General features: G+C 66.6%; 18 protein-coding genes. 8 read left to right on the top strand and 10 right to left on the bottom strand.

The window, feature by feature from the left end:
* Nucleotides 1-2: 2 nt before the first annotated feature.
* The 8 genes from IFU00_22085 to IFU00_22050 all read right to left on the bottom strand — a co-directional run bounded on the left by IFU00_22085 (nt 3) and on the right by IFU00_22050 (nt 7,699).
* Nucleotides 3-1,346: an adenosylmethionine--8-amino-7-oxononanoate transaminase gene (locus IFU00_22085; protein MBD8544972.1), complete on the bottom strand. Its 1,344-nt coding sequence runs from the start codon at nt 1,344-1,346 to the stop codon at nt 3-5.
* Between the two features lie 15 nt (nt 1,347-1,361).
* Complete coding sequence (locus IFU00_22080; protein ID MBD8544971.1) at nt 1,362-2,147, bottom strand: enoyl-CoA hydratase/isomerase family protein; 786 nt, start codon at nt 2,145-2,147, stop codon at nt 1,362-1,364.
* A gap of 10 nt (nt 2,148-2,157) precedes the next feature.
* Nucleotides 2,158-3,765 (bottom strand): methylcrotonoyl-CoA carboxylase, encoded by a 1,608-nt coding sequence (locus IFU00_22075; protein MBD8544970.1) that lies wholly within the window; start codon nt 3,763-3,765, stop codon nt 2,158-2,160.
* 45 nt (nt 3,766-3,810) lie between these two features.
* A complete protein-coding gene (locus tag IFU00_22070) occupies nt 3,811-4,269 on the bottom strand; it encodes a hypothetical protein (GenBank protein MBD8544969.1) in 459 nt (152 codons plus the stop codon).
* Nucleotides 4,270-4,342: 73 nt separating this feature from the next.
* On the bottom strand, nt 4,343-4,666 hold the full coding sequence (locus tag IFU00_22065; GenBank protein ID MBD8544968.1) for a type II toxin-antitoxin system RelE/ParE family toxin: 324 nt from the start codon (nt 4,664-4,666) through the stop codon (nt 4,343-4,345).
* 3 nt (nt 4,667-4,669) lie between these two features.
* Nucleotides 4,670-4,945, bottom strand: a complete 276-nt coding sequence (locus IFU00_22060) for a type II toxin-antitoxin system Phd/YefM family antitoxin (protein MBD8544967.1) — start codon at nt 4,943-4,945, stop codon at nt 4,670-4,672.
* A gap of 65 nt (nt 4,946-5,010) precedes the next feature.
* Entirely contained in the window at nt 5,011-6,246 is a 1,236-nt protein-coding gene (locus IFU00_22055) for a D-amino acid dehydrogenase (GenBank protein ID MBD8544966.1), read from the bottom strand.
* Between the two features lie 115 nt (nt 6,247-6,361).
* Nucleotides 6,362-7,699: a beta-lactamase family protein gene (locus IFU00_22050; GenBank protein MBD8544965.1), complete on the bottom strand. Its 1,338-nt coding sequence runs from the start codon at nt 7,697-7,699 to the stop codon at nt 6,362-6,364.
* 158 nt (nt 7,700-7,857) lie between these two features.
* On the opposite strand from IFU00_22050, the gene IFU00_22045 reads away from it, so the two are divergent.
* The 8 genes from IFU00_22045 to IFU00_22010 all read left to right on the top strand — a co-directional run bounded on the left by IFU00_22045 (nt 7,858) and on the right by IFU00_22010 (nt 16,122).
* Nucleotides 7,858-8,598: a GntR family transcriptional regulator gene (locus IFU00_22045; protein MBD8544964.1), complete on the top strand. Its 741-nt coding sequence runs from the start codon at nt 7,858-7,860 to the stop codon at nt 8,596-8,598.
* A gap of 103 nt (nt 8,599-8,701) precedes the next feature.
* Entirely contained in the window at nt 8,702-9,580 is an 879-nt protein-coding gene (gene murQ, locus IFU00_22040) for an N-acetylmuramic acid 6-phosphate etherase (protein MBD8544963.1), read from the top strand.
* Between the two features lie 48 nt (nt 9,581-9,628).
* Nucleotides 9,629-10,894: an MFS transporter gene (locus IFU00_22035; protein ID MBD8544962.1), complete on the top strand. Its 1,266-nt coding sequence runs from the start codon at nt 9,629-9,631 to the stop codon at nt 10,892-10,894.
* Nucleotides 10,895-11,022: 128 nt separating this feature from the next.
* Entirely contained in the window at nt 11,023-12,573 is a 1,551-nt protein-coding gene (locus IFU00_22030; GenBank protein ID MBD8544961.1) for a family 10 glycosylhydrolase, read from the top strand.
* A 36-nt stretch (nt 12,574-12,609) separates the two neighbouring features.
* Nucleotides 12,610-13,578 (top strand): ATPase, encoded by a 969-nt coding sequence (locus IFU00_22025; protein ID MBD8544960.1) that lies wholly within the window; start codon nt 12,610-12,612, stop codon nt 13,576-13,578.
* Nucleotides 13,575-14,573 (top strand): N-acetylmuramoyl-L-alanine amidase, encoded by a 999-nt coding sequence (locus IFU00_22020; protein ID MBD8544959.1) that lies wholly within the window; start codon nt 13,575-13,577, stop codon nt 14,571-14,573. Before IFU00_22025 ends, IFU00_22020 begins: the two co-directional genes overlap by 4 nt.
* A 23-nt stretch (nt 14,574-14,596) precedes the next feature.
* Nucleotides 14,597-15,496, top strand: a complete 900-nt coding sequence (locus IFU00_22015; protein MBD8544958.1) for a LysR family transcriptional regulator — start codon at nt 14,597-14,599, stop codon at nt 15,494-15,496.
* Nucleotides 15,497-15,510: 14 nt separating this feature from the next.
* Nucleotides 15,511-16,122, top strand: a complete 612-nt coding sequence (locus IFU00_22010) for a M15 family metallopeptidase (GenBank protein MBD8544957.1) — start codon at nt 15,511-15,513, stop codon at nt 16,120-16,122.
* Nucleotides 16,123-16,125: 3 nt separating this feature from the next.
* Here the strand turns inward: IFU00_22010 and IFU00_22005 are convergent, their stop codons facing one another.
* Together IFU00_22005 and dacB are read right to left on the bottom strand one after the other, a co-directional pair.
* Entirely contained in the window at nt 16,126-17,265 is a 1,140-nt protein-coding gene (locus tag IFU00_22005; protein MBD8544956.1) for a GGDEF domain-containing protein, read from the bottom strand.
* Nucleotides 17,266-17,502: 237 nt separating this feature from the next.
* The gene (dacB, locus tag IFU00_22000; protein ID MBD8544955.1) at nt 17,503-18,978 is read right to left on the bottom strand and encodes a D-alanyl-D-alanine carboxypeptidase/D-alanyl-D-alanine-endopeptidase; all 1,476 of its coding nucleotides are present in this window, start codon (nt 18,976-18,978) and stop codon (nt 17,503-17,505) included.

Here is an 18,978-nt window from a genome sequence, read left to right as displayed (position 1 = left end):
CATCATCCCGCGATGACGGATTCGAACGTCTTGATCGTGCGCGCTGCCAGGCCCGCGACTTCTTCTTCGTCCAGCACGTACGGCGGCATCAGGTACACGGTGCGGCCGATGGGGCGCAGCAGCAGTTCGTTCTCGGCCGCCGTCGAAAAGAAGCGGCGCGCGAAGGTCGATGCAAGATCGGTATCCGGTTCGATGGCGTCGAACGCGAAGATCATGCCGCGCTGGCGGAAGTGGCGCGTGCGCGGATGGTCGGCCAGCGGCGCCAGCGCCACCGTCATCCTGGTGGCCAGCTCGCGGTTGCGGTTCAGCACATCGTCTTGGTCGAAGATGTCGAGCGTGGCCAGCGCTGCGCGGCAGGCCAGCGGATTGCCGGTGTACGAGTGCGAGTGCAGGAAGCCGCGCGTGATGTCGGTGCTGTAGAAGGCCTGGTAGATGTCGTCGCGCGTGAGCACGAGCGAGAGCGGCAGGTAGCCGCCGCTGATGCCTTTGGACAGGCACAGGAAGTCCGGCCAGATGCCGGCCTGCTCGCAGGCGAAGAAGGTGCCGGTGCGCCCGCAGCCAACCGCAATCTCGTCGGCGATCAGGTGCACGCGGTGCTGGTCGCACAGGTCGCGCAACAGCTTGAGATAGAGCGGGTCGTACATCGCCATGCCGGTGGCGCACTGCACCAGCGGCTCGACGATGATGGCGGCGATCTTGTCGCCCCGTTCTTCGAACAGCGCTTTCACTTCGAGGATCGCGCGCCGCGCGACGTCCTGCGCCGTCTCGCCCTCGAAGGCGTTGCGGGCATCGGGGGCGCTCACCACGTGTGACGCACGCAGCAGCGGGCCGTAGGCGTCCTTGAACAGCGGCACATCGGTGACCGACAGCGCGCCGATCGTCTCGCCGTGGTAGCTGCCCTGCAGGCAGACGAATTCCTGTTTGGACGACTGGTCCGCATTGCGCCACGCGTGAAAGCTCATCTTCATCGCGATTTCCACGGCCGATGCGCCGTCGGAGGCGAACGTGGCGTGACCCAGCGCATGGCCGGTGAGCGCGGCCAGCCGTTCGGCCAGCTCGACTACCGGTGCGTGCGTGAAGCCGGCCAGCATCGCGTGTTCGAGCTTGTCCAGCTGGTCCTTCAGCGCGGCATTGATGCGCGGGTTCGCGTGGCCAAACAGGTTGACCCACCACGAGCTGATGCCGTCCAGGTAGCGCTTGCCGTCATAGTCGTACAGCCACGGCCCCTTGCCGTGGCTGACCGCGATCAGCGGCACCTCTTCGTGATGCTGCATCTGGGTGCAGGGATGCCAGACGCTGCGCAGGCTGCGCGCGATCCAGTCGGAGGAGGTGGTTTGCTGCTTCACGATAAAGTTCCAATACTAGTTAATCCATGCGGGCTTGCGCTTTTCAAGGAACGAGGCCACGCCTTCGCGGCCTTCGGTCGATGCGCGGATCGCGGCGATGCGGCTCGCCGTGTCACGCAGCAGCGCGTCGTCGACCGGCTGGCCGACGATCTCGCGCACCAGCGTCTTGGCCTGCCGGACGGCGTGCGGGCTGTTGTTCACCAGCGCCTTGACGATCCCGGCGATGGTGGTGTCGAGCGCTTCCGGCGCCACGACGGCATGCGCAACACCGATGCGCTGCGCCTCGGCTGCGTCGAAGCGCTCGGCCGTCAAGAAGTAGCGGCGCGCCGCCTGTTCACCCATCGCCTTGATCACGTAAGGCGAGATGGTAGCCGGAATCAGCCCGAGCTTCACTTCGGACAGGCAAAAACCGGCCGTCTCGCTCGCGACGACGATGTCGCAGGCCGCCACCAGGCCCATGCCGCCGGCGTAGCAATCGCCCTGCACGCGCGCGACCACCGGCTTGGGGCACAGGTAGATCGTGCGCAGCATGTCGGCCAGGCGCATCGCATCGGCCTCGTTCTCGTCATGCGAGTAGCCGGCCATCTTTTTCATCCAGTTCAGGTCCGCACCGGCGCAGAACGACGGGCCGTTGGCGGCCAGCACGATCGCGCGCACGGCGTCGTTGCGGCCGAGTTCATCGAACACGCGCGCCAGTTCGGCAATTGCCCCTTCGTTGAAGGCGTTGCGCAGGTCGGGGCGGTTCAGCGTGACGGTGGCGACCTTGTCGGCGACGGTCACAAGCAGGGTGTCATAGGTCATGGTCATCCCCTTACATGCGGAACACGCCGAACGTCGTGTCGCCGATCGGCTGGTTCATGGCGGCGGACAAGCCCAGGCCCAGCACCGTGCGGGTGTCGGCCGGGTCGATCACGCCGTCGTCCCACAGGCGCGCCGACGCGTAATACGGGTGGCCCTGGTGCTCGTACTGGTCGCGGATCGGCTGCTTGAACGCGGCTTCTTCTTCCGGCGACCACTGGCCCCCGCGGCCTTCGATGCCGTCGCGCTTGACGGTGGCCAGCACCGATGCGGCCTGGTCGCCGCCCATCACCGAGATGCGCGCATTGGGCCACATCCACAGGAAGCGTGGCGAAAACGCGCGGCCGCACATGCCGTAGTTGCCGGCGCCGAACGAGCCGCCGATGATGACGGTGAACTTCGGCACGGCAGCGGTGGCCACGGCGGTGACCATCTTGGCGCCATTGCGCGCGATGCCCTCGTTCTCGTATTTGCGCCCGACCATGAAGCCGGTGATGTTCTGCAAGAACACGAGCGGAATCTTGCGCTGGCAGCACAGCTCGATGAAGTGCGCGCCCTTCAACGCTGACTCGGAAAACAGGATGCCGTTGTTGGCGATGATGCCGACCTTCATGCCGAAGATGTGGGCGAAGCCGCACACGAGCGTCGTGCCGTAGCGCGCCTTGAATTCGTCGAACACGCTGCCGTCGACCACGCGCGCGATCACTTCGCGCACGTCGAACGGCTTGCGCGTATCGACCGGGATGACGCCGTACAGTTCCGACGCCGGATAGTGCGGCTCGACGCTTGCGCGCCGTTCGCCCTGCTGCGGCTTGACGCGGTTCAGATTCGACACGATCGTGCGCGCCAGCGACAGCGCATGCGGATCGTTCTGCGCCAGATGGTCGGCCACGCCCGACAGGCGTGTGTGCACGTCGCCGCCGCCCAGGTCTTCGGCGCTGACGACTTCACCGGTCGCCGCTTTCACCAGCGGCGGGCCGCCGAGGAAAATCGTGCCCTGGTCCTTGACGATGATCGACTCGTCGCTCATCGCGGGCACGTAGGCGCCGCCGGCGGTGCACGAGCCCATCACGACGGCGATCTGCGGCACACCCTTGGCCGACAGATTCGCCTGGTTGTAGAAGATGCGGCCGAAGTGGTCGCGGTCGGGGAACACGTCGTCCTGGTTCGGCAGATTGGCGCCGCCCGAGTCGACCAGATAGATGCAGGGGAGGTTGTTCTGCTCGGCGATCTCCTGCGCGCGCAGGTGCTTCTTGACCGTCATCGGGTAATAGGTGCCGCCCTTGACGGTGGCGTCATTGCAGACGATCACGCATTCGTGGCCGCTTACCCGGCCGATGCCGGTGATGATGCCGGCGCTGGGCGCGGCGCCGTCATACATCTCATACGCGGCCAGTTGCGAAAATTCGAGGAAGGGCGTACCCGGATCGAGCAGATGTTCGACACGCTCGCGCGGCAGCAGCTTGCCGCGCGCGAGGTGACGCGCACTGGCTTCGGCGCCGCCGCCTTGCGCCAGTTGCGCCACGCGCGCGCGCAAGTCGTCCACCACGGCCTGCATGGCGGTGGCATTGGCCTTGAAATCCTCGCTGCGCGGGTTCAGTTTGCTTTCGATCTGGGGCATGTGCCGTCCTCTGGTCTGTCGCCGCCCTGGGTGTCTGGCAGCGCTTTACTTCTTGTCGGGGAAACTGCCGTCCAGGTAAAACCAGCGTGGCGCGCCATCGGGGCCGGCTTCGCGCACGAAGCGGCTGCGCTCATGGAGACGGTGCGCGCGCGCGCCCACCTTGAAGCGGGCGACGAATTCGACGTGGTCTTCGTCGCGCGGGTGGTCCTGGTCGCCTGGAACGTCCGGCAATTCTGCTTTACGTTGACGTAAACGTAAAGCAGTTTTTATCTCCAGGCCTAGCCAGCGGACGGGCTCGTTGTCGACGATCGGTTCCTGCGGCCGGGTGCTGGGGTGCCAGGTGGTGCGCAGGTACGCCTCGTCGCCCAGCGTGAAGGCGGTATAGCGCGAGCGCATCAACTGTTCGGCCGTGGGCGGCAGGGACACGCCGGCCAGGAACGGGCCGCAGCAGCTGTCGAACGAGGGGCCGCCGCAGGGGCAGGGGGAGGTGGGGCGGGGAGGCATGGCGGCAATTATCCGCGATTTCACCAACGATGGTCAGATGGGTGCTTCGCGAAGCCCTCGCCAGACCAGCCGGCTAACTCGACAGGATTCGTCGACGTAACAGTGCTGCCAGATCGCGGCTCGTATGGCAAACGATATAAATATAAAAGCATTCACGATCGCCACGCTCAACAATGATGCGGTGTTGACCGGCCAGAAGCTGACGGTACCGGGGGAGGTTGAGCTCTTCCAGCTCGCCTACGAGCGTCCCTTTATTGTGCCATGGCATCAGGGATGCCACTTCATCGCGGATTTGCTGCGTCACCTTTCTGGCGTAGTCCGGTGATTCGGACTGCTTCAGGTATTGGCGGATCGTGAGCAGGTCGTCCTGGGCAGATTCGGTCCAGATGATCTTCATGATCTATTCGGGCGCGTTGTCTTGTGCATCCAGTTGCGCAAAAAAATCATCATGACCGGTAACCTTGCCGTCTTCAATTTGCTTCCTGCCATGGGCAAGCAGCCGTAGCATCGTCAATTGATCCTGCGTCTTCTGATAGCTCACCGGATCCTGGACGATTGCCTGCACCCGGCCATTGACAGTAATGGCCACGGGATCATGGGTTTCCTGAACCAACTTGACCACATCGCTGGTATTCGTTTTCAAATAACTGATGGGTTGGATATTGGAAAAGTTCATGGTGCCTCCGCTGGTCGATCGCTGATCATAGCACTACAGGTCTAAATTGCGTACTAAATATAGTACTAGCGGCGCAGCGTCAAGCCATCAAGCGCAAATGGCGGCGCCTTCCCCTGCACCAGATCCGCCAGCACGGCCGCGCTGCCGCAGGCAAACGTGAAGCCCAGCGGCCCGTGTCCGACGTTGAGCCACAGATTGTCGTAGCGCGTGGCCCCGATGATCGGCGCGCTGCCCGGCGTCGCTGGCCGCAATCCGGCCCACTCCGACACCTGCGAATAATCGGCCGCGCGCGGCATCGTCTCGCGCACCAGGCGCGTCAGGCCCGCGACGCGTTTGGCATCGAGCGAGACATCCTCGCCCACCATGTCGACCATTGCCGCCACCCTTAAGCGGTCGCCGATGCGCGCATACAGCACCTTGCGCTCGAAGTCGGTCACGCTGATCTCCGGCGCGATGTCGTCCTGGCGGATCGGGGCGCTCAGGCTGTAGCCCTTGAGCGGGTACAGCGGCAGGTAGATGCCCACCGTGTCGGCCAGCGTGCGGCTCTGGATGCCGGCGGCCAGCACATACGCGTCGGCCGTGACCAGGCCACCAACGGTGTCGATGCCGGTGATGCGGCCCCGCTCTGCACGCAGTCCCAGCGCGGTGCTGTTGACGACCCCGCGAAAGCGCGGATGCTCGCCCAGCCGCTCGGCCAGCGCCACGCAGAAGGCGTGGCAGTCGGCCACCGCTTCGCCCGGGTTGTAGATGCCGCCGGCCAGCAGGTGCTGGGCCGCGCCCAGCGCGGGTTCGTGCGCCGTGCATTCTTCGGGCGACCAGATCTGGCCGGCGCCCGGTTTGGATGCGGCGACATCGAACGCGGCGCGCGTGCGAAACACCACCAGTTTGCCAGCGTCGCGCCAGCCGAAGCGTTCGGGCGGCACGACCAGCGAGAGCGAGGCCATCGCCCGGCGCGATAGCTCGCCCAGCTCGAGCAGCTTGGCCGTGGTGCGGCGGTTGACGTCGGCGCGGCAGTGGGCCAGAAAGCTGGCCAGCCAGCGGTACTGGCGCAGGTCGGCTTCCGGCCGGAAGCGCAGCGGGCCGTCGGCCTGAAACAGCCATTTGAAGGCCTTGAGCGGGATGCCGGCGTCGGCCAGCGGCGCCACGTACCGGTAGCTGAGCTGTCCGCCATTGCCGTAGCTGGCGCCACTGCCCACGTCCGGCGCGCGCTCGAGCAGCGTGACCTCGTGCCCTGCTTCCAGCAGCCACCAGGCGGAGGCCAGGCCGACGACGCCGCCGCCGATGACGATTATGTGCTGCATGCCAGACTCTTTTTTTCGGGTGGGGACAGGGAGCTTAGGCGCAGCCGGCACGCACTGCCAATGAATCTAGCGCGCGCGCTCATAACCGGGATATATGTACGCGCCCGCATGCCGGTCAATCGGCCAGGCCGAGGATCGCGCGGCGGTGCAAGGCGGCCACGATGCGCTCTTCATAACGCGCCAGTGCCGTCTCGCGGCCCGGCGTGGCGACCGGGTCGGTTCCCGTGCCGCCGGCCAGCACGACCACGCCATGGCCCCGTGCGCGGTCCATGGCGAACACGGAGCGCAGCCCGTAGGCGTCGCCCAGGTGGCCCACCGCATCGAAGCCGGGCGCCAGCCGCAGGCCGGGGCGGTCCGGATAGTGGGCGTTGCCGAATCCGCGCGGACTGAGGATGCTGCCCAGCGGATTGCCGTTGCCGCCCACGCCGTCGTACGACCAGTGGCGCGCGAACATGCGCTCGAGCGTTGCGCCTTGCAGCAAGCGCGCGCTGTCATGCACGCCGCCGGCCATCAGCATGCGCATGATGACGCCCAGGTCGCGCGCGGCGATGCGCAAGCCGCCGGTCGGGCTGAAGGGCGTCGCGTTGGTACCCGGGACGTAGCCATCCAGGCCAGGGGGCGGCGCCGGTGGCCGCGCGCCGACATCGTCGACCTGGGCGATCCACGGCCCGTTTGGCGCCCAGACCTCGCTGTCGACGGCACGCTTGCGGTAGATGGTCGCGATATTGTCCTGCGCGGCCTTTGGCAATCCGGCCGGGTTGTAGCCGGCCTGCAGTCCGAGTGGCTGCAGCACCAGGCGCGTCATCAGCAGGTCGAACCGTTCGCCGGTGACGCGCTCCATGATCGTGCCGATGATGCCGAACCCCAGGTTGCAGTAGGTGTAATAAGCGCCCGGTCCGGCCAGGCTTGACCACATCGGCTGCGCCGCCGGCGTGACGACGGCCTTCAGCGCGGTCGTGGCCGGCCAGAAGTAGCCGGCATCGTCGCGCAGCGACGACGTGTGCACGAGCAGCTGTCGCAGCGTGATGGCCTGGGTCGGAAAATGGGGATTACGCAGCGTGAAGCCGAGGTAGCCCGAGACGTCGGCGTCCAGGTCGACGCGGCCGGTTTCCAGCAGCCGCATCAGCCCGAGCGTGGTGACGAGTTTCGAGATCGAGGCGATCCGGTACAGCGTCGCTGGCGTGGCCGGGCGGTCGGGGAACAGGCCGTTGCCGATCGTGCGCCGCCCGAACGCGCCTTCGTACACCGGCTGTCCGGCGCGCAGTGCCAGCACCGACAGGCTGGCCAGCGGGCAGGCCGGATCGTCGGCGATGGCCGCCAGTTCGGCGTCGAGCTGGCGCTGCAGGGCGCCGCCCGTGCCCGCCGCGCCACCGCCGGCCGGCATCGCTGCAAATAATGGTCCCATCGTCCCCAGCATGGCCATGCCGAGGAGGGTGCGCCTGCCGTGATTCATGTTCGTCCCTTGGCGTTGCGTGATTGTGACTATCGGTCCAGCATACGGACTGCGCGAAACCCTTGACCAATGAATACCCGTGCGCAGGGCATAACCGTTTTGTATTGGTCGCAAGTGGTATGCTTCGATCGTATGCCAGCCCCCTTCGCCACGACGCCATGAACAGCCCCAGCCCCGGATTCCAGGTCGACCACGACGACAATTCGCCGCTCTACAAGCAGCTTGCGCGCAAGCTGGCGCAGGACGTGCGCGATGGCCGTTATCAGGCCGATCAGGCGCTGCCGTCCGAGCGCATGCTGTCCGAGCAGCTCGACGTCTCGCGCGTCACTGCGCGCAAGGCGATCGACCAGCTGGTCGACCAGGGCCTGGTGGTGCGCCGGCGCGGTTCGGGCAACTACATTGCGCCGCGCATCGAGCAGCCGCTGTCGACGCTGTCGAGCTTTTCCGAGCAACTGCAGCAGCGCGGCTATACGCCACGCTCGCAATGGCTGCGGCGGGACACGATGCTGGCCGACGCCGACGAACAGCTCTCGCTCGGCCTGTCGCCCGGTGCGCGCATCGCCCGCCTCGAGCGCCTGCGCTTTGCCGACGACATCGTCATGGCCTATGAAGTAAGCGTGATTCCGGCCGCCGTGCTGCCGCGCCCCGAGCTGGTAGCAGCGTCGCTGTATGCGCACCTGTCCAAGTCGGGCCACCTGCCGGTGCGCGCGCTGCAGCACATCCGCGCGATGAATGCCGACCTGGAACTGGCCACGCGGCTCGAGGTGCCCGAAGGCCGCGCGGTGCTGTTCATCACTCGCGTGGGGTATCTCGAATCGGGCCAACCGGTTGAACTGACCCATTCCTACTGCCGCAGCGACCATTACGATTTCGTGGCCGAGCTGCGCCGGCAAGCCTGAACGCATAACCTGGCGGCATGACGGCGCCCGATCCTTTCATGGAAGCGCTTGTCAAAGTGGTATTACACTGGTTTTAACCAAACTGTGCAGGTGCGAGACAGCGATGCTCAATACCGAAACCCCTTCCCTGGCGCACACCGCGCTCGACCAGTACCCGACGACGGAACTGGTCAATGCCCTCGTTGATGACCAGTTCCATGCGGTGGACGCCGTACGCAAGGCCGGGCCGCGCATCGCCGCCGCCGTGGCAGCCGCAGTGCCGCGCATGGAAGCGGGCGGGCGCCTGGTCTATGTCGGCGCCGGCACCTCGGGCCGCCTCGGCGTGCTCGACAGCGTCGAGCTGTACCCGACCTTTTCCTGGCCCGCCGAACGCGCGGTGGCGCTGCTGGCCGGCGGCCACGGCGCAATGTTCGCTGCGGTCGAAGGCGCCGAAGACGATCTGGAGCAGGGCGCAGCAGATATCCAGGGTGTGAACGTGGGCCCGAACGACGTCGTGCTGGCGCTGGCGGCGTCGGGCGCCACGCCGTACGTGCTGGGCGCGCTTCGCGCTGCGCGCGCTGCCGGCGCGCTGACGGTGGGCTTTGCCAACAACCCGGACGCACCGGTGACCACGCAGGCCGAGATCGGCATCACGCTCGACACGGGCGCCGAAGTCATTTCGGGCAGCACGCGCCTGAAAGCGGGCACCTCGCAAAAGATCGCGCTGAACACCTTTTCCAGCGCCCTGATGGTGCGTTTGAACAAGGTTTACGGCAACCTGATGGTAGACTTGAAGGCCACCAATGCCAAACTGGTACGACGTGCAATCCGCCTGACGAGCTTTGCCACCGGCGCCGACGAGGCGGCCGCGCAGGCGGTGCTGGAACAATGCGGCTTCCACGTCAAGACCGCGATCGTGGCCTTGTCCAAACAAACCAGTGTCGAGCAGGCGCAAGCGCTGCTGGAAGCGGCGCACGGCAGCGTGCGCCAGGCGCTCGCGTAAGCACGCGCCCTTTCAGCAGCACCGGCCTGCACGACGCACGAAAGAGTCATGCAAAAACCGCAAGCGAACAGCCCGTGGCTGTGGGTGCCGTCCCTGTATTTTGCCCAGGCGATTCCGTATGTCGTCGTGATGAGCCTGTCGGTCATCATGTACAAGGACATGGGGATTTCCAATTCCGACATCGCCTTCTATACGAGCCTGCTGTACCTGCCGTGGGTGATCAAGCCGCTGTGGTCCCCGATCGTTGACATGTTCGGCACCAAGCGCCGCTGGACCGTGCTGCTGCAACTGGCCGTCGGCGGCTCGCTCATTGCGGTGGGCACCGTGCTGCACCTGCCCACCTTCTTCGTCGTCAGCCTGGCCGTGCTGTGGATCATGGCATTCAGCTCCGCCACCCACGACATCTCCGCTGACGGCTTCTACATGCTGGGCCTGCGCCAGAAGCAGCAGGCCGCGTTCGTCGGCGTGCGCAGCACCTTTTATCGCCTGGCCACGTTGTTCGGACAGGGCCCGCTCGTGGTGCTGGCCGGTTATCTGGCCGTGAGCCTGGGCGACGTGCGCCAGGCCTGGTCGATCGTGTTCTACGTGCTGGCCGGCCTGTTCTTCGCCGCCTTTGCGTGGCACCAGTGGGCGCTGCCGGTGCCGGAGGATGACCACGCCGTCGCCAAGAGCGACAATCCGCTGCGCGACTTCATCGGCACCTTCGTCGCCTTTTTCAAGAAGCGCGATATCTGGATGATCGTTGCGTTCATCCTCACGTTCCGCCTCGGTGAAGCGCAGCTGCTCAAACTCGTCGCGCCATTTTTGAAGGACCCCATCAGCGCCGGCGGTCTGGGTTTGACGACCGCCGAATACGGCATCGCCTATGGCACGGTCGGCATCATCGCCCTGACGCTGGGCGGCCTGGCCGGCGGCTGGCTGATTTCACGCGTGGGCCTCAAGCGCTGCCTGTGGGTCATGGTGTTCGCGATCCACGTGCCTGACCTGGTCTTCGTCTACCTGTCGCAAACCCAGCCGACCGATCTGATGATCGTGTCCGCCTTCCTCGCGCTCGAGCAGTTCGGCTACGGTTTCGGCTTTACGGCAATGATGATGTACATGATCATGGTGGCCGATGGCCCGAACAAGACCGCGCATTACGCGATCTGCACGGGCCTGATGGCGCTCGGGATGATGGTGCCCGGCATGTGGAGCGGCGACCTGCAGGAATACCTCGGCTACCAGCACTTCTTCATCTGGACCTGTCTTGCGACCATTCCCGCCTTCATCGTGGCGGCGCTCGTCAAGATCGATCCGGAATTCGGAAAAAAATAAGCGGACGGCTGACGCCCGCGCTGCCGCGCCCGACGTGGCGCCGGCGCGAAGCGTCAACCTCCGGTACAGCAACATCAAGGAGTTCTTTTTTGCTTCCCAACCTGAACAAACGCACTTTCACGCTCGGCATGGCCAGCGCCGTCGCCCTGGGCCTGGCGGCCTGCGGCACCAAGCCCACCAAGCCTGGCGCCACGACTTTCATCGGCGGCAATGAGCCGCCGGCCGCGCCGCGCGAGTTTCGCGCCGCCTGGGTGTCCACGGTCGCCAATATCGACTGGCCCAGCCGACCGAACCTGAGCGCCGCCAAGCAGCAGCAGGAAGTCCTGGCCATCCTCGACCGCGCCCAGGCCATGAACCTGAACGCGATCGTGCTGCAGGTGCGCCCGGCCGCCGACACCATCTATCCGTCGAACCTCGAGCCCTGGACCGAATACCTGAGCGGGATCCAGGGCAAGGCGCCGCAACCGTTCTACGATCCGCTCGCGTACTGGATCACCGAGGCGCATGCGCGCGGCATCGAGCTGCACGCCTGGTTCAATCCCTACCGCGCGCGCATGGACGCGTCGCGCGGCCAGTCGGCGCCAAACCACATCACCAACACCAACCCGGCCGTCGTCAAACGCTACGGCAAATTCATGTGGATGGACCCGGGCGAGCCGGCCGCCGTCAAGCAGACGCTCGACGTGATCCTCGACGTCGTGCGCCGCTACGACATCGACGGCGTGCACATCGACGATTACTTTTATCCGTACCCGATCGATGCCGCGCCGCAGATGGCCGGCAACGCGGCGGCCCTCGACGGCCGTGCCGGCAGCCGCGAACTGGACTTCCCGGACGATCCGGCCTGGCACCGCTACCTGGCCGGCGGCGGCCAGCTCGATCGCGCCAACTGGCGCCGCGACAACGTCAACCGCCTGATCGAAGCGATGTACAAGGGGATCCACGCCGAAAAGAGCTGGGTGCGCTTTGGCATCAGCCCCTTCGGCCTGGGCCGCCCGGACCGTCGCCCGCCCGGCATCGTTGGTTTTTCGCAGTACGACAAGCTGTATGCCGACGCCGAGCTGTGGCTCGAAAAAGGCTGGGTCGATTACTTCGTGCCGCAGCTGTACTGGCCGATCAAGCCGCCGGGCCAGGCCTACGACGTGCTGCTCGATTACTGGATCAGGCAAAATCCGCAGCGCCGCCACATCTGGCCGGGCCTGTTCACCAGCCGCATCGGCGCGGCGACCAAGGGCTACGAGCCGCAGGAGGTGCTGGCCCAGGTCGACGTGACCCGTACGCGGCCGCTGGCCACCGGCCACGTCCACTTCAGCATGGTGGCCCTGATGCAGAACCGCAAAGGCATCGCCGACCAGCTGCGCACGACCCGCTACGCCGGGCAGGCGCTGGTGCCGGCCACGACGTGGCTGGGCAACGAGCGGCCCGGTACGCCGCTGGTGGGGGCATCGCGCCGCGCGCGCTCGGTCGACCTGACGCTCAAGGCGGGCAAGGCCAACGCGCTGTATGCGGTCTGGTCGCGCCACGGCGGGCAATGGCGCTTCGCCGTGGTCCCGGCGGTGCGCGTGGCCTGGTCGGTGCCGGATGACGCGACGCTGGGCGCAGCCGAGATCGTGGTGGTCAGCGCCGTCGACCGCCTGGGCAACGAGGGCGCACGGGTGCGGGTATGGGGCAAAGCGTAATGCAGGTAGCATCGGGTTTTAGAGGTGGATTTTGTGATGTCATCTGATCGTGACAACGTGAGCGGGTTTGGCCTGGGGATCGACGCTGGCGGCACCGAGACGCGCTGGGCGCTGGCGGCCCCCGGCGGCGCCATCCTGGCCGACGGCGTGGTCGCAGGCCTGTCGGCGCTGCAGATGGCCACATCGGACGGGCGCGCAGCGGTGCGCGCGAGCCTGGAAGAACTGGCGGCGGCCGTGCTTGCACATGCCAGTCCGCTGCGCATCCAGGCCGGCCTGACGGGGTTTGGCGGTGACGACGAACTGCTGCAAGCCTGGCTGGCCCAGTTGCTGGGCGTCGCGCCCAGCGCGGTCACGCTGTCCAACGATATCGAACTGGCGTATCGCGCCAACTTCGTGCCCGGCGCCGGCTACCTCGTCTACGCGGGCACCGGCTCGATCGGCGCTTACATCGACGCCGATCACGTGTTCCACCGCGCCGGTGGGCGCGGCGTGCTGCTCGACGATGGCGGCGGGGGCTTCTGGATCGCGCGCGAAGCGCTGCGCCACATCTGGCGCAACGAAGACGAGCAGCCCGGCTGCTGGCGCGATTCGCCGCTGGCGCAGGCCGTGTTCGAGCACATCGGCGGCGCCGACTGGAATGTATCGCGCCAGTTCATCTATCACGGCGAGCGCGGCGCGATCGGCAAGCTGGCGCTGGCCGTTGCCGCCAGCGCTGAGCGCGATCCGGCCGCCGCCACGATCCTGAGCGAAGCCGGCCTGGAACTGGCGCGCCTGGCGCTGGCGCTCACGCGCCGTTTCGGTCCGCGCCCGGTGGTGCTGGCCGGCCGTGCCAGCGAACTGCACCCCCTGATCATCGAGACGATGCGCGCCGCGCTGCCGGCCGGGCTGGAGCTCACGCAGACCGGCCTGCGCGCCCATCACGGCGCCGCGCGGCTGGCATTGCAACCGGCCGCCACGCCACCGGCGCGTGCAACCAACAAGAACATCAACGAGGAATCCCCATGAAATCGATCTTTGCCGCTCTCGCCCTGGCCGTGCTGGCAGGTTGTACCACCACCGCCCCGACCACGCCGAAATACGACACCACCTACGATGCGGTTGGCCAGTCGAGCCGCGCGCGCTTTCTGGTGCTGCACTACACGGTGGCCAACACGCCTGCCTCGATCAAGATCCTGACGCAGCAGCAGGTCAGCTCGCACTACCTGTTGACCGACGAAGCGCAGCCGAAGATCTACCGCCTGGTCGACGAGAACCGCGCCGCCTGGCATGCGGGCAATTCGAGCTGGAAGAACTTCACGCAACTGAACAACAGCTCGATCGGTATCGAGATCGTCAACGCCGGCTGGAAGGACACGCCGCAGGGCCGCGTCTACGCGCCGTTCCCGCAGGCGCAGATGGATGCGCTGCTGCCGCTGGTGAAGGACATCGTCGCGCGCCACGGCATCGCGCCCGAGAACGTGCTCGGTCACAGCGATATCGCGCCGCTGAGGAAGCAAGATCCGGGGCCGCAGTTCCCGTGGCAGCGCCTGGCGCAGGAAGGCCTGGTGCTGTGGCCGGACGCGAACCGCGTCGCCGCCGTGCGCCCGGCCTTCGAAGCCCTGCTGCCGGACGTCGCCTGGTTCCAGCGCAAGCTGGCCACGCACGGCTTTGGCCTGGTGCAGAGCGGCACGTACGATGAAGCGACCCGCACCACGCTGGCGGCGTTTCAGATGAAGTACCGTCCGCGCGATATCTCGGGCGTTGCCGATGCCGAAACAGCCGCGCTGCTGGAAGTGCTGACCACGCCGGCGAACACGCCGCCGCCGGTAGTGCCAGCAGCACTGGCGCCCATGGCGCCGACCACGATGCCGATGCCAGCACCAGCACCAGCTCCAGCGCCGATGCCGACGCCGACGCCGACGCCGACGCCGACCTTGCCCGAGCCGACGCCGGTGCTGCCGGTCGAACCGACGCCGGAAACCGCTCCGGCCCCGGCCACGCCAGTCATCACTACGCCATGATGGCGGCAATTGGGGGATAAGCGATGCGTCTGCGCCATATCGAAGTATTCCACGCCATCATGCAGGTCGGCACCATCAGTGGCGCCGCCCAGGTGCTGCATATCTCGCAGCCGGCCGTGACCAAGGTGCTGCAGCACGCCGAGCTGCAACTGGGCATGCCGCTGTTCGAGCGCGTGCGCGGCAAGCTGTATCCCAAGCCGGAAGCGCACCGCCTGTTCATCGAAACGGAAAAGCTTCATCGCGACCTGCAGGGCATCCGCCGTCTGGCCGCGAGCCTGAAGGGCCGGGCGGTGGAAACCGTGCGCCTGGTGTCCACGCCGACCATTGCGGTCAGCGTGCTGCCGGCCGGGATGACCGCCTGGCGCCGCGCGTTCCCTGAAACACGGTGCGAGCTGGCAACGCACCACACGAGCGAAATCGTCAATGCACTGCGCCTGGGCGAAGCCGATGTGGGCCTGTCGTTGCAGGATCCGCGCCATCCCGGCATCGTGGCCGAGCCGATCGCGCATGGCCTGCTGACGGTGATGGCGCCGCGCGGCACCTGGAGTGACGCCGAATGCCGCACGCCGATCGCGGCCGACGGCTTGACGGGTGAACTGATCGGCATGGCCGACCGCGATCCGCTGGGTGAGATGGTGATGGCAGCCTGCGAAGCGCAGGGCGTGCAACCGGTGTTTCGCACCGTGGTGCAGACGTACCAGATCGCCCGCTCGCTGGTTGAAGCCGGCGCCGGCACTGCGGTGGTCGATCCGTTCACGGCCGCATCGGCCGCGGCGAACCAGGTGCAGTGCCGCCAGTGGTCGCCGTCGATTCCCGTGCACCTGTACCTGCTCACGGCCAGCCACGCGCCGCTGTCGCACGGCGCGCGCGAGCTGGCCAACTGCATCGGCGCGACCGCGCGCGCCTGTCTCGAACCAGCCTAGGATTCTTCAGCACCATGCACGCGTTCATCGCCAGCGAAGACATTGCCGCCAGCCCGGCGTTCCGGCATCTGGACAGCATTGCCGGCATCCGGGTCGACCTGCGCTACGCCACCACCAACAACTTCGTCGGGCGCGATCTGTATTCGCCGTTCGATTGCGCCTGGCTGCATGTGCAGGCAGCCGCAGCGCTCGAGCGCGTGGTGGCGTGGCTGGCTGAACGCCGGCCCGACCTGACGGTGCTGGTGCTCGATGCACTGCGGCCGCAGCGCGTCCAGCAGCAGTTGTGGGATGCGCTCGAGGGCACCGATCTGCGCCTGTACCTGGCCGATCCGGCGCGCGGCTCGATCCATTCGTACGGCATGGCGCTGGACCTGACGCTGGTGGACGCGGCCGGCCATGAGCTGGACATGGGCACCGGTTTCGACGACATGACCGAGCTGTCGCATCCGGCGCTCGAAGAAGGGTTTGTGCTGGCCGGTCGCCTCACCGAAGCGCAGGTGGCCAACCGGCGCCTGCTGCGCAAGGCGATGCTGGCGGCAGGCTTTTTGGGCATCAAAACCGAATGGTGGCACTTCGATTGCGGCGACCGCGATCGGGTGCGGCGCACCTTCCAGCGCGTGCTGTAGCCGTCAGTTCATCGCAATCGCTTCGACCCGGTTGCGGCCATTGTGCTTGGCCGCGTACAGCAGCTTGTCGGCGGTCAGGATCAGGTCGGGCAAGGTGATGTGGCCGTCGTCGCGGGCGAAATCGTACGTGGCCAGGCCGAAGCTGGCGGTGGTCTGCAACCCGGGGCCATCGGCATCCGGCGCGACCCGGTTGGCCGCAAACGCCGCGCGCAGGTCCTCGGCCAGCTTCGCCCCTTGCGCCAGGTCGGTGGCGGGCAAGACCAGCAGGAATTCCTCGCCGCCGTAGCGCACCACGGCATCGACGCCGCTGCGCGCCATCTTGTGCAGCAGGCCGGCAAAGGTGCGGATCACGACATCGCCCTCGTGGTGGCCGAAGGTATCGTTGATGCGCTTGAAGTGATCGATGTCGCACAGGATGACCGACACCGGATGCCGGTGATGGCGGGCGCTTTGCAGCTCATGCCCCAGCAGATGATCGTGCAGGTAGTGGCGGTTGTAGCAGCAGGTGAGCTGGTCGCGCTGGGCGATCTGCTTGAGTGTCAGCTCCAGCCGGAACTGTTCGCGCGCCACCCGGTTGTAGCGGCGCGCCGCCAGAATGCCGAACGTGTTGATCATCGTGAGCAGCATGCCCATCGTGAGCAGGTCCGACACGGGCCTTGGCGGCAGCACGAACGTGACCAGCGCCAGAAAGACGATCGTGGCGCCGGTACCGAGCGCGGTCGAGTAGACAAGGCGGTTCGGGATGTACAGGTAGATCACCACCAGGATGATCAGCATCGACATCGCATGCCAGTGCACCTCGTACGGCCGCGCCAGCGCCACCACCATGAAGCAGCACAGCGCAATGCCTTCGGACAGCGACGCCGCCAGGCGCATGGCCCGGATCGACAGGGGGCGGCGGTAGGCCAGCCAGGCGCAGGTGCCGGCGCTGGCCGCGACCAGCAGGCGTGCCGGCAGCGTGTCGCGCACTGCTGCATCCAGGCCCAGCACCGCGATATCCGTCACGAAAAAGCACAGGAAGAACACGACGCAGAACACCAGCGTGAAGCCGAGCATGCCCCGTGTGCGTTCGATCTGGCTGGAAAGGAACGCAGTTTCGCTGGCGCTGCGCGCGAATTCGCCGGTCAGGTAATGGATGTGCATGCGATGAACAGTGCGGCAGGTGATGATGCCTGCGACACACGATTCATCATTCGGCGGTAGTCGGACAGGACGGGATGATCCGGCGTCGGCGCCGGCCGGACCGATCACCGGTAACGGCGTCGGACAAATGACTATTGTGACAAGGTTTTCTTACTTGAAACTAACAAAATGTATCAGTTCATTAATTACTTTGTTGGTTTTGCAAGGTAACCCGGTTCAATCCCGTGTCAGTTTATATCAACGTTGCGTCGCTACTGCCTGGGTCGTTCCCGATCGCGCGACCCAGTCGACCAGTGCATCCAGTACCGCTCGCCCGCGCCCGTCGCTGGCCCGTTCGCTGTTGACCATCGCCACCACCACGCACAGATTGCCATTCGCATCCGGTACGTAGCCCGCCACTGCCGTGACGTTGCGCAGCGTGCCCGTTTTCAGGCGCGCGCGCCCGGCGGCCGGCGTGCCGGCCAAGCGCCGGCGCATGGTGCCATCGACCGCGCCGATCGGCAGGCTGGCCTGAAATTCGGGCGCCCATGGACTCTTCAAGCCCGCCTGCAGCAGGCTGCCCATCTGCTGCGCGCTGATGCGCTCGGTGCGCGACAGGCCCGAGCCGTTGTCGATCACGAACCCGGTGTCGTCGATGCGCTGCGCGCGCAGCCAGTCGCGCACCGCGGCATCGGCGCGTGCGAAGGTGGTGACCTCGCCGGACGGCAGCGCCAGGCTGCCGTCGACCGGATCGCCCTGCAGACTGCCCAGGCTCAGAAACAGCAGGCGTGCCAGCGTGTTGTCGGATGTTTTGTTGATGTCGCGGACCAGTTCCGGCAAGGCGCGCGCGGCGTGCGCGGCCAGCACGCGCGCATCGAGTGGCGTGGCGCCGGTGATCGTGCGGCCGCTGAGCGTGCCGCCCAGATCGGTCCAGGCGCGGCGCACGAAGCGGCCCACGTAATCGTCGCGGTCGAGCACATTGACGCTGTAGCTGCGGTTGCAGTTCTTTGGGAAGGTGCCGCGCAAGACCACCTCGATGCGGCCATCCGGCGCGCGCCGCGTCTCGGGCAGCTGCCAGCCGTCTTCCCACTTCGCGCAATCGCGCTCGACCAGCGTCATCGCCGACGTGACCGAGACACGTTCGAGCTCCGGGTACATGCGCAGTTGCAGGGTGGCGCCGGTCGCGCGCATGTCGAGCTGCAGCATGTTCTTGTTGAGGAGGAGGGCGTCGGGAATCACGTTGTAATACGCGTCGGGCGACTCGTCGAACGGCGGCAGGCCGACATCCGGCCGCGCCGGCTGGAACAGGCTGCGATCGAGCACCAGGTCGCCCTCGATGCGCTCGATGCCCTGGTAGCGCAGCGCGCGCAGCATGGCTTCGAGGTGTTCGCCAGCCAGGTCCGCATCGGCGCCGCCCTTGACGTACAGGCTGCCGCGCAGCACACCGTCTTTCACATCCCCGGTCGTCCGCAGTTCGGTGCGGCCGCGGAACGTGGGGCCAAGCCGCTCGAGGCCGATCAGCGTCGTCACCAGCTTGATCGTGGACGCCGGCTGCATCGGCAGCGCTGCCTGGTGCGACAGCACGGCCGCGTCGCCGCGCAGCACGAGCAGGCCCACTTCGCTGGCTGCGATGCCGCTTTGCTGCATCAGCTGCGCCACCGGCGCCGGTAGCTGGGCCTGGGCGAGCGACGTGGCGCACAGCAGCGACAGGACGAGGGTGGCGCGTTTGAACAT

This window comes from Oxalobacteraceae sp. CFBP 8761, from assembly GCA_014841595.1.
In the GTDB taxonomy this organism is placed as follows: Bacteria; Pseudomonadota; Gammaproteobacteria; order Burkholderiales; family Burkholderiaceae_D; genus Telluria.
This window is presented reverse-complemented; position numbering and strand designations above follow the sequence as displayed.

What these genes read in the sequence shown, in the direction of transcription:
- IFU00_22030 (MBD8544961.1), top strand. Translation starts at nt 11,023, where the DNA reads ATGGCCAGCGCCGTCGCCCTGGGCCTGGCGGCCTGCGGCACCAAGCCC.
- IFU00_22045 (MBD8544964.1), top strand. Translation starts at nt 7,858, where the DNA reads ATGAACAGCCCCAGCCCCGGATTCCAGGTCGACCACGACGACAATTCG.
- IFU00_22020 (MBD8544959.1), top strand. Translation starts at nt 13,575, where the DNA reads ATGAAATCGATCTTTGCCGCTCTCGCCCTGGCCGTGCTGGCAGGTTGT.
- dacB (MBD8544955.1), bottom strand. Translation starts at nt 18,978, where the DNA reads ATGTTCAAACGCGCCACCCTCGTCCTGTCGCTGCTGTGCGCCACGTCG.
- IFU00_22015 (MBD8544958.1), top strand. Translation starts at nt 14,597, where the DNA reads ATGCGTCTGCGCCATATCGAAGTATTCCACGCCATCATGCAGGTCGGC.
- IFU00_22060 (MBD8544967.1), bottom strand. Translation starts at nt 4,945, where the DNA reads ATGAACTTTTCCAATATCCAACCCATCAGTTATTTGAAAACGAATACC.
- IFU00_22035 (MBD8544962.1), top strand. Translation starts at nt 9,629, where the DNA reads ATGCAAAAACCGCAAGCGAACAGCCCGTGGCTGTGGGTGCCGTCCCTG.
- IFU00_22050 (MBD8544965.1), bottom strand. Translation starts at nt 7,699, where the DNA reads ATGAATCACGGCAGGCGCACCCTCCTCGGCATGGCCATGCTGGGGACG.
- IFU00_22005 (MBD8544956.1), bottom strand. Translation starts at nt 17,265, where the DNA reads ATGCACATCCATTACCTGACCGGCGAATTCGCGCGCAGCGCCAGCGAA.
- IFU00_22070 (MBD8544969.1), bottom strand. Translation starts at nt 4,269, where the DNA reads ATGCCTCCCCGCCCCACCTCCCCCTGCCCCTGCGGCGGCCCCTCGTTC.
- IFU00_22075 (MBD8544970.1), bottom strand. Translation starts at nt 3,765, where the DNA reads ATGCCCCAGATCGAAAGCAAACTGAACCCGCGCAGCGAGGATTTCAAG.
- IFU00_22025 (MBD8544960.1), top strand. Translation starts at nt 12,610, where the DNA reads ATGTCATCTGATCGTGACAACGTGAGCGGGTTTGGCCTGGGGATCGAC.
- IFU00_22055 (MBD8544966.1), bottom strand. Translation starts at nt 6,246, where the DNA reads ATGCAGCACATAATCGTCATCGGCGGCGGCGTCGTCGGCCTGGCCTCC.
- IFU00_22010 (MBD8544957.1), top strand. Translation starts at nt 15,511, where the DNA reads ATGCACGCGTTCATCGCCAGCGAAGACATTGCCGCCAGCCCGGCGTTC.
- IFU00_22065 (MBD8544968.1), bottom strand. Translation starts at nt 4,666, where the DNA reads ATGAAGATCATCTGGACCGAATCTGCCCAGGACGACCTGCTCACGATC.
- murQ (MBD8544963.1), top strand. Translation starts at nt 8,702, where the DNA reads ATGCTCAATACCGAAACCCCTTCCCTGGCGCACACCGCGCTCGACCAG.
- IFU00_22080 (MBD8544971.1), bottom strand. Translation starts at nt 2,147, where the DNA reads ATGACCTATGACACCCTGCTTGTGACCGTCGCCGACAAGGTCGCCACC.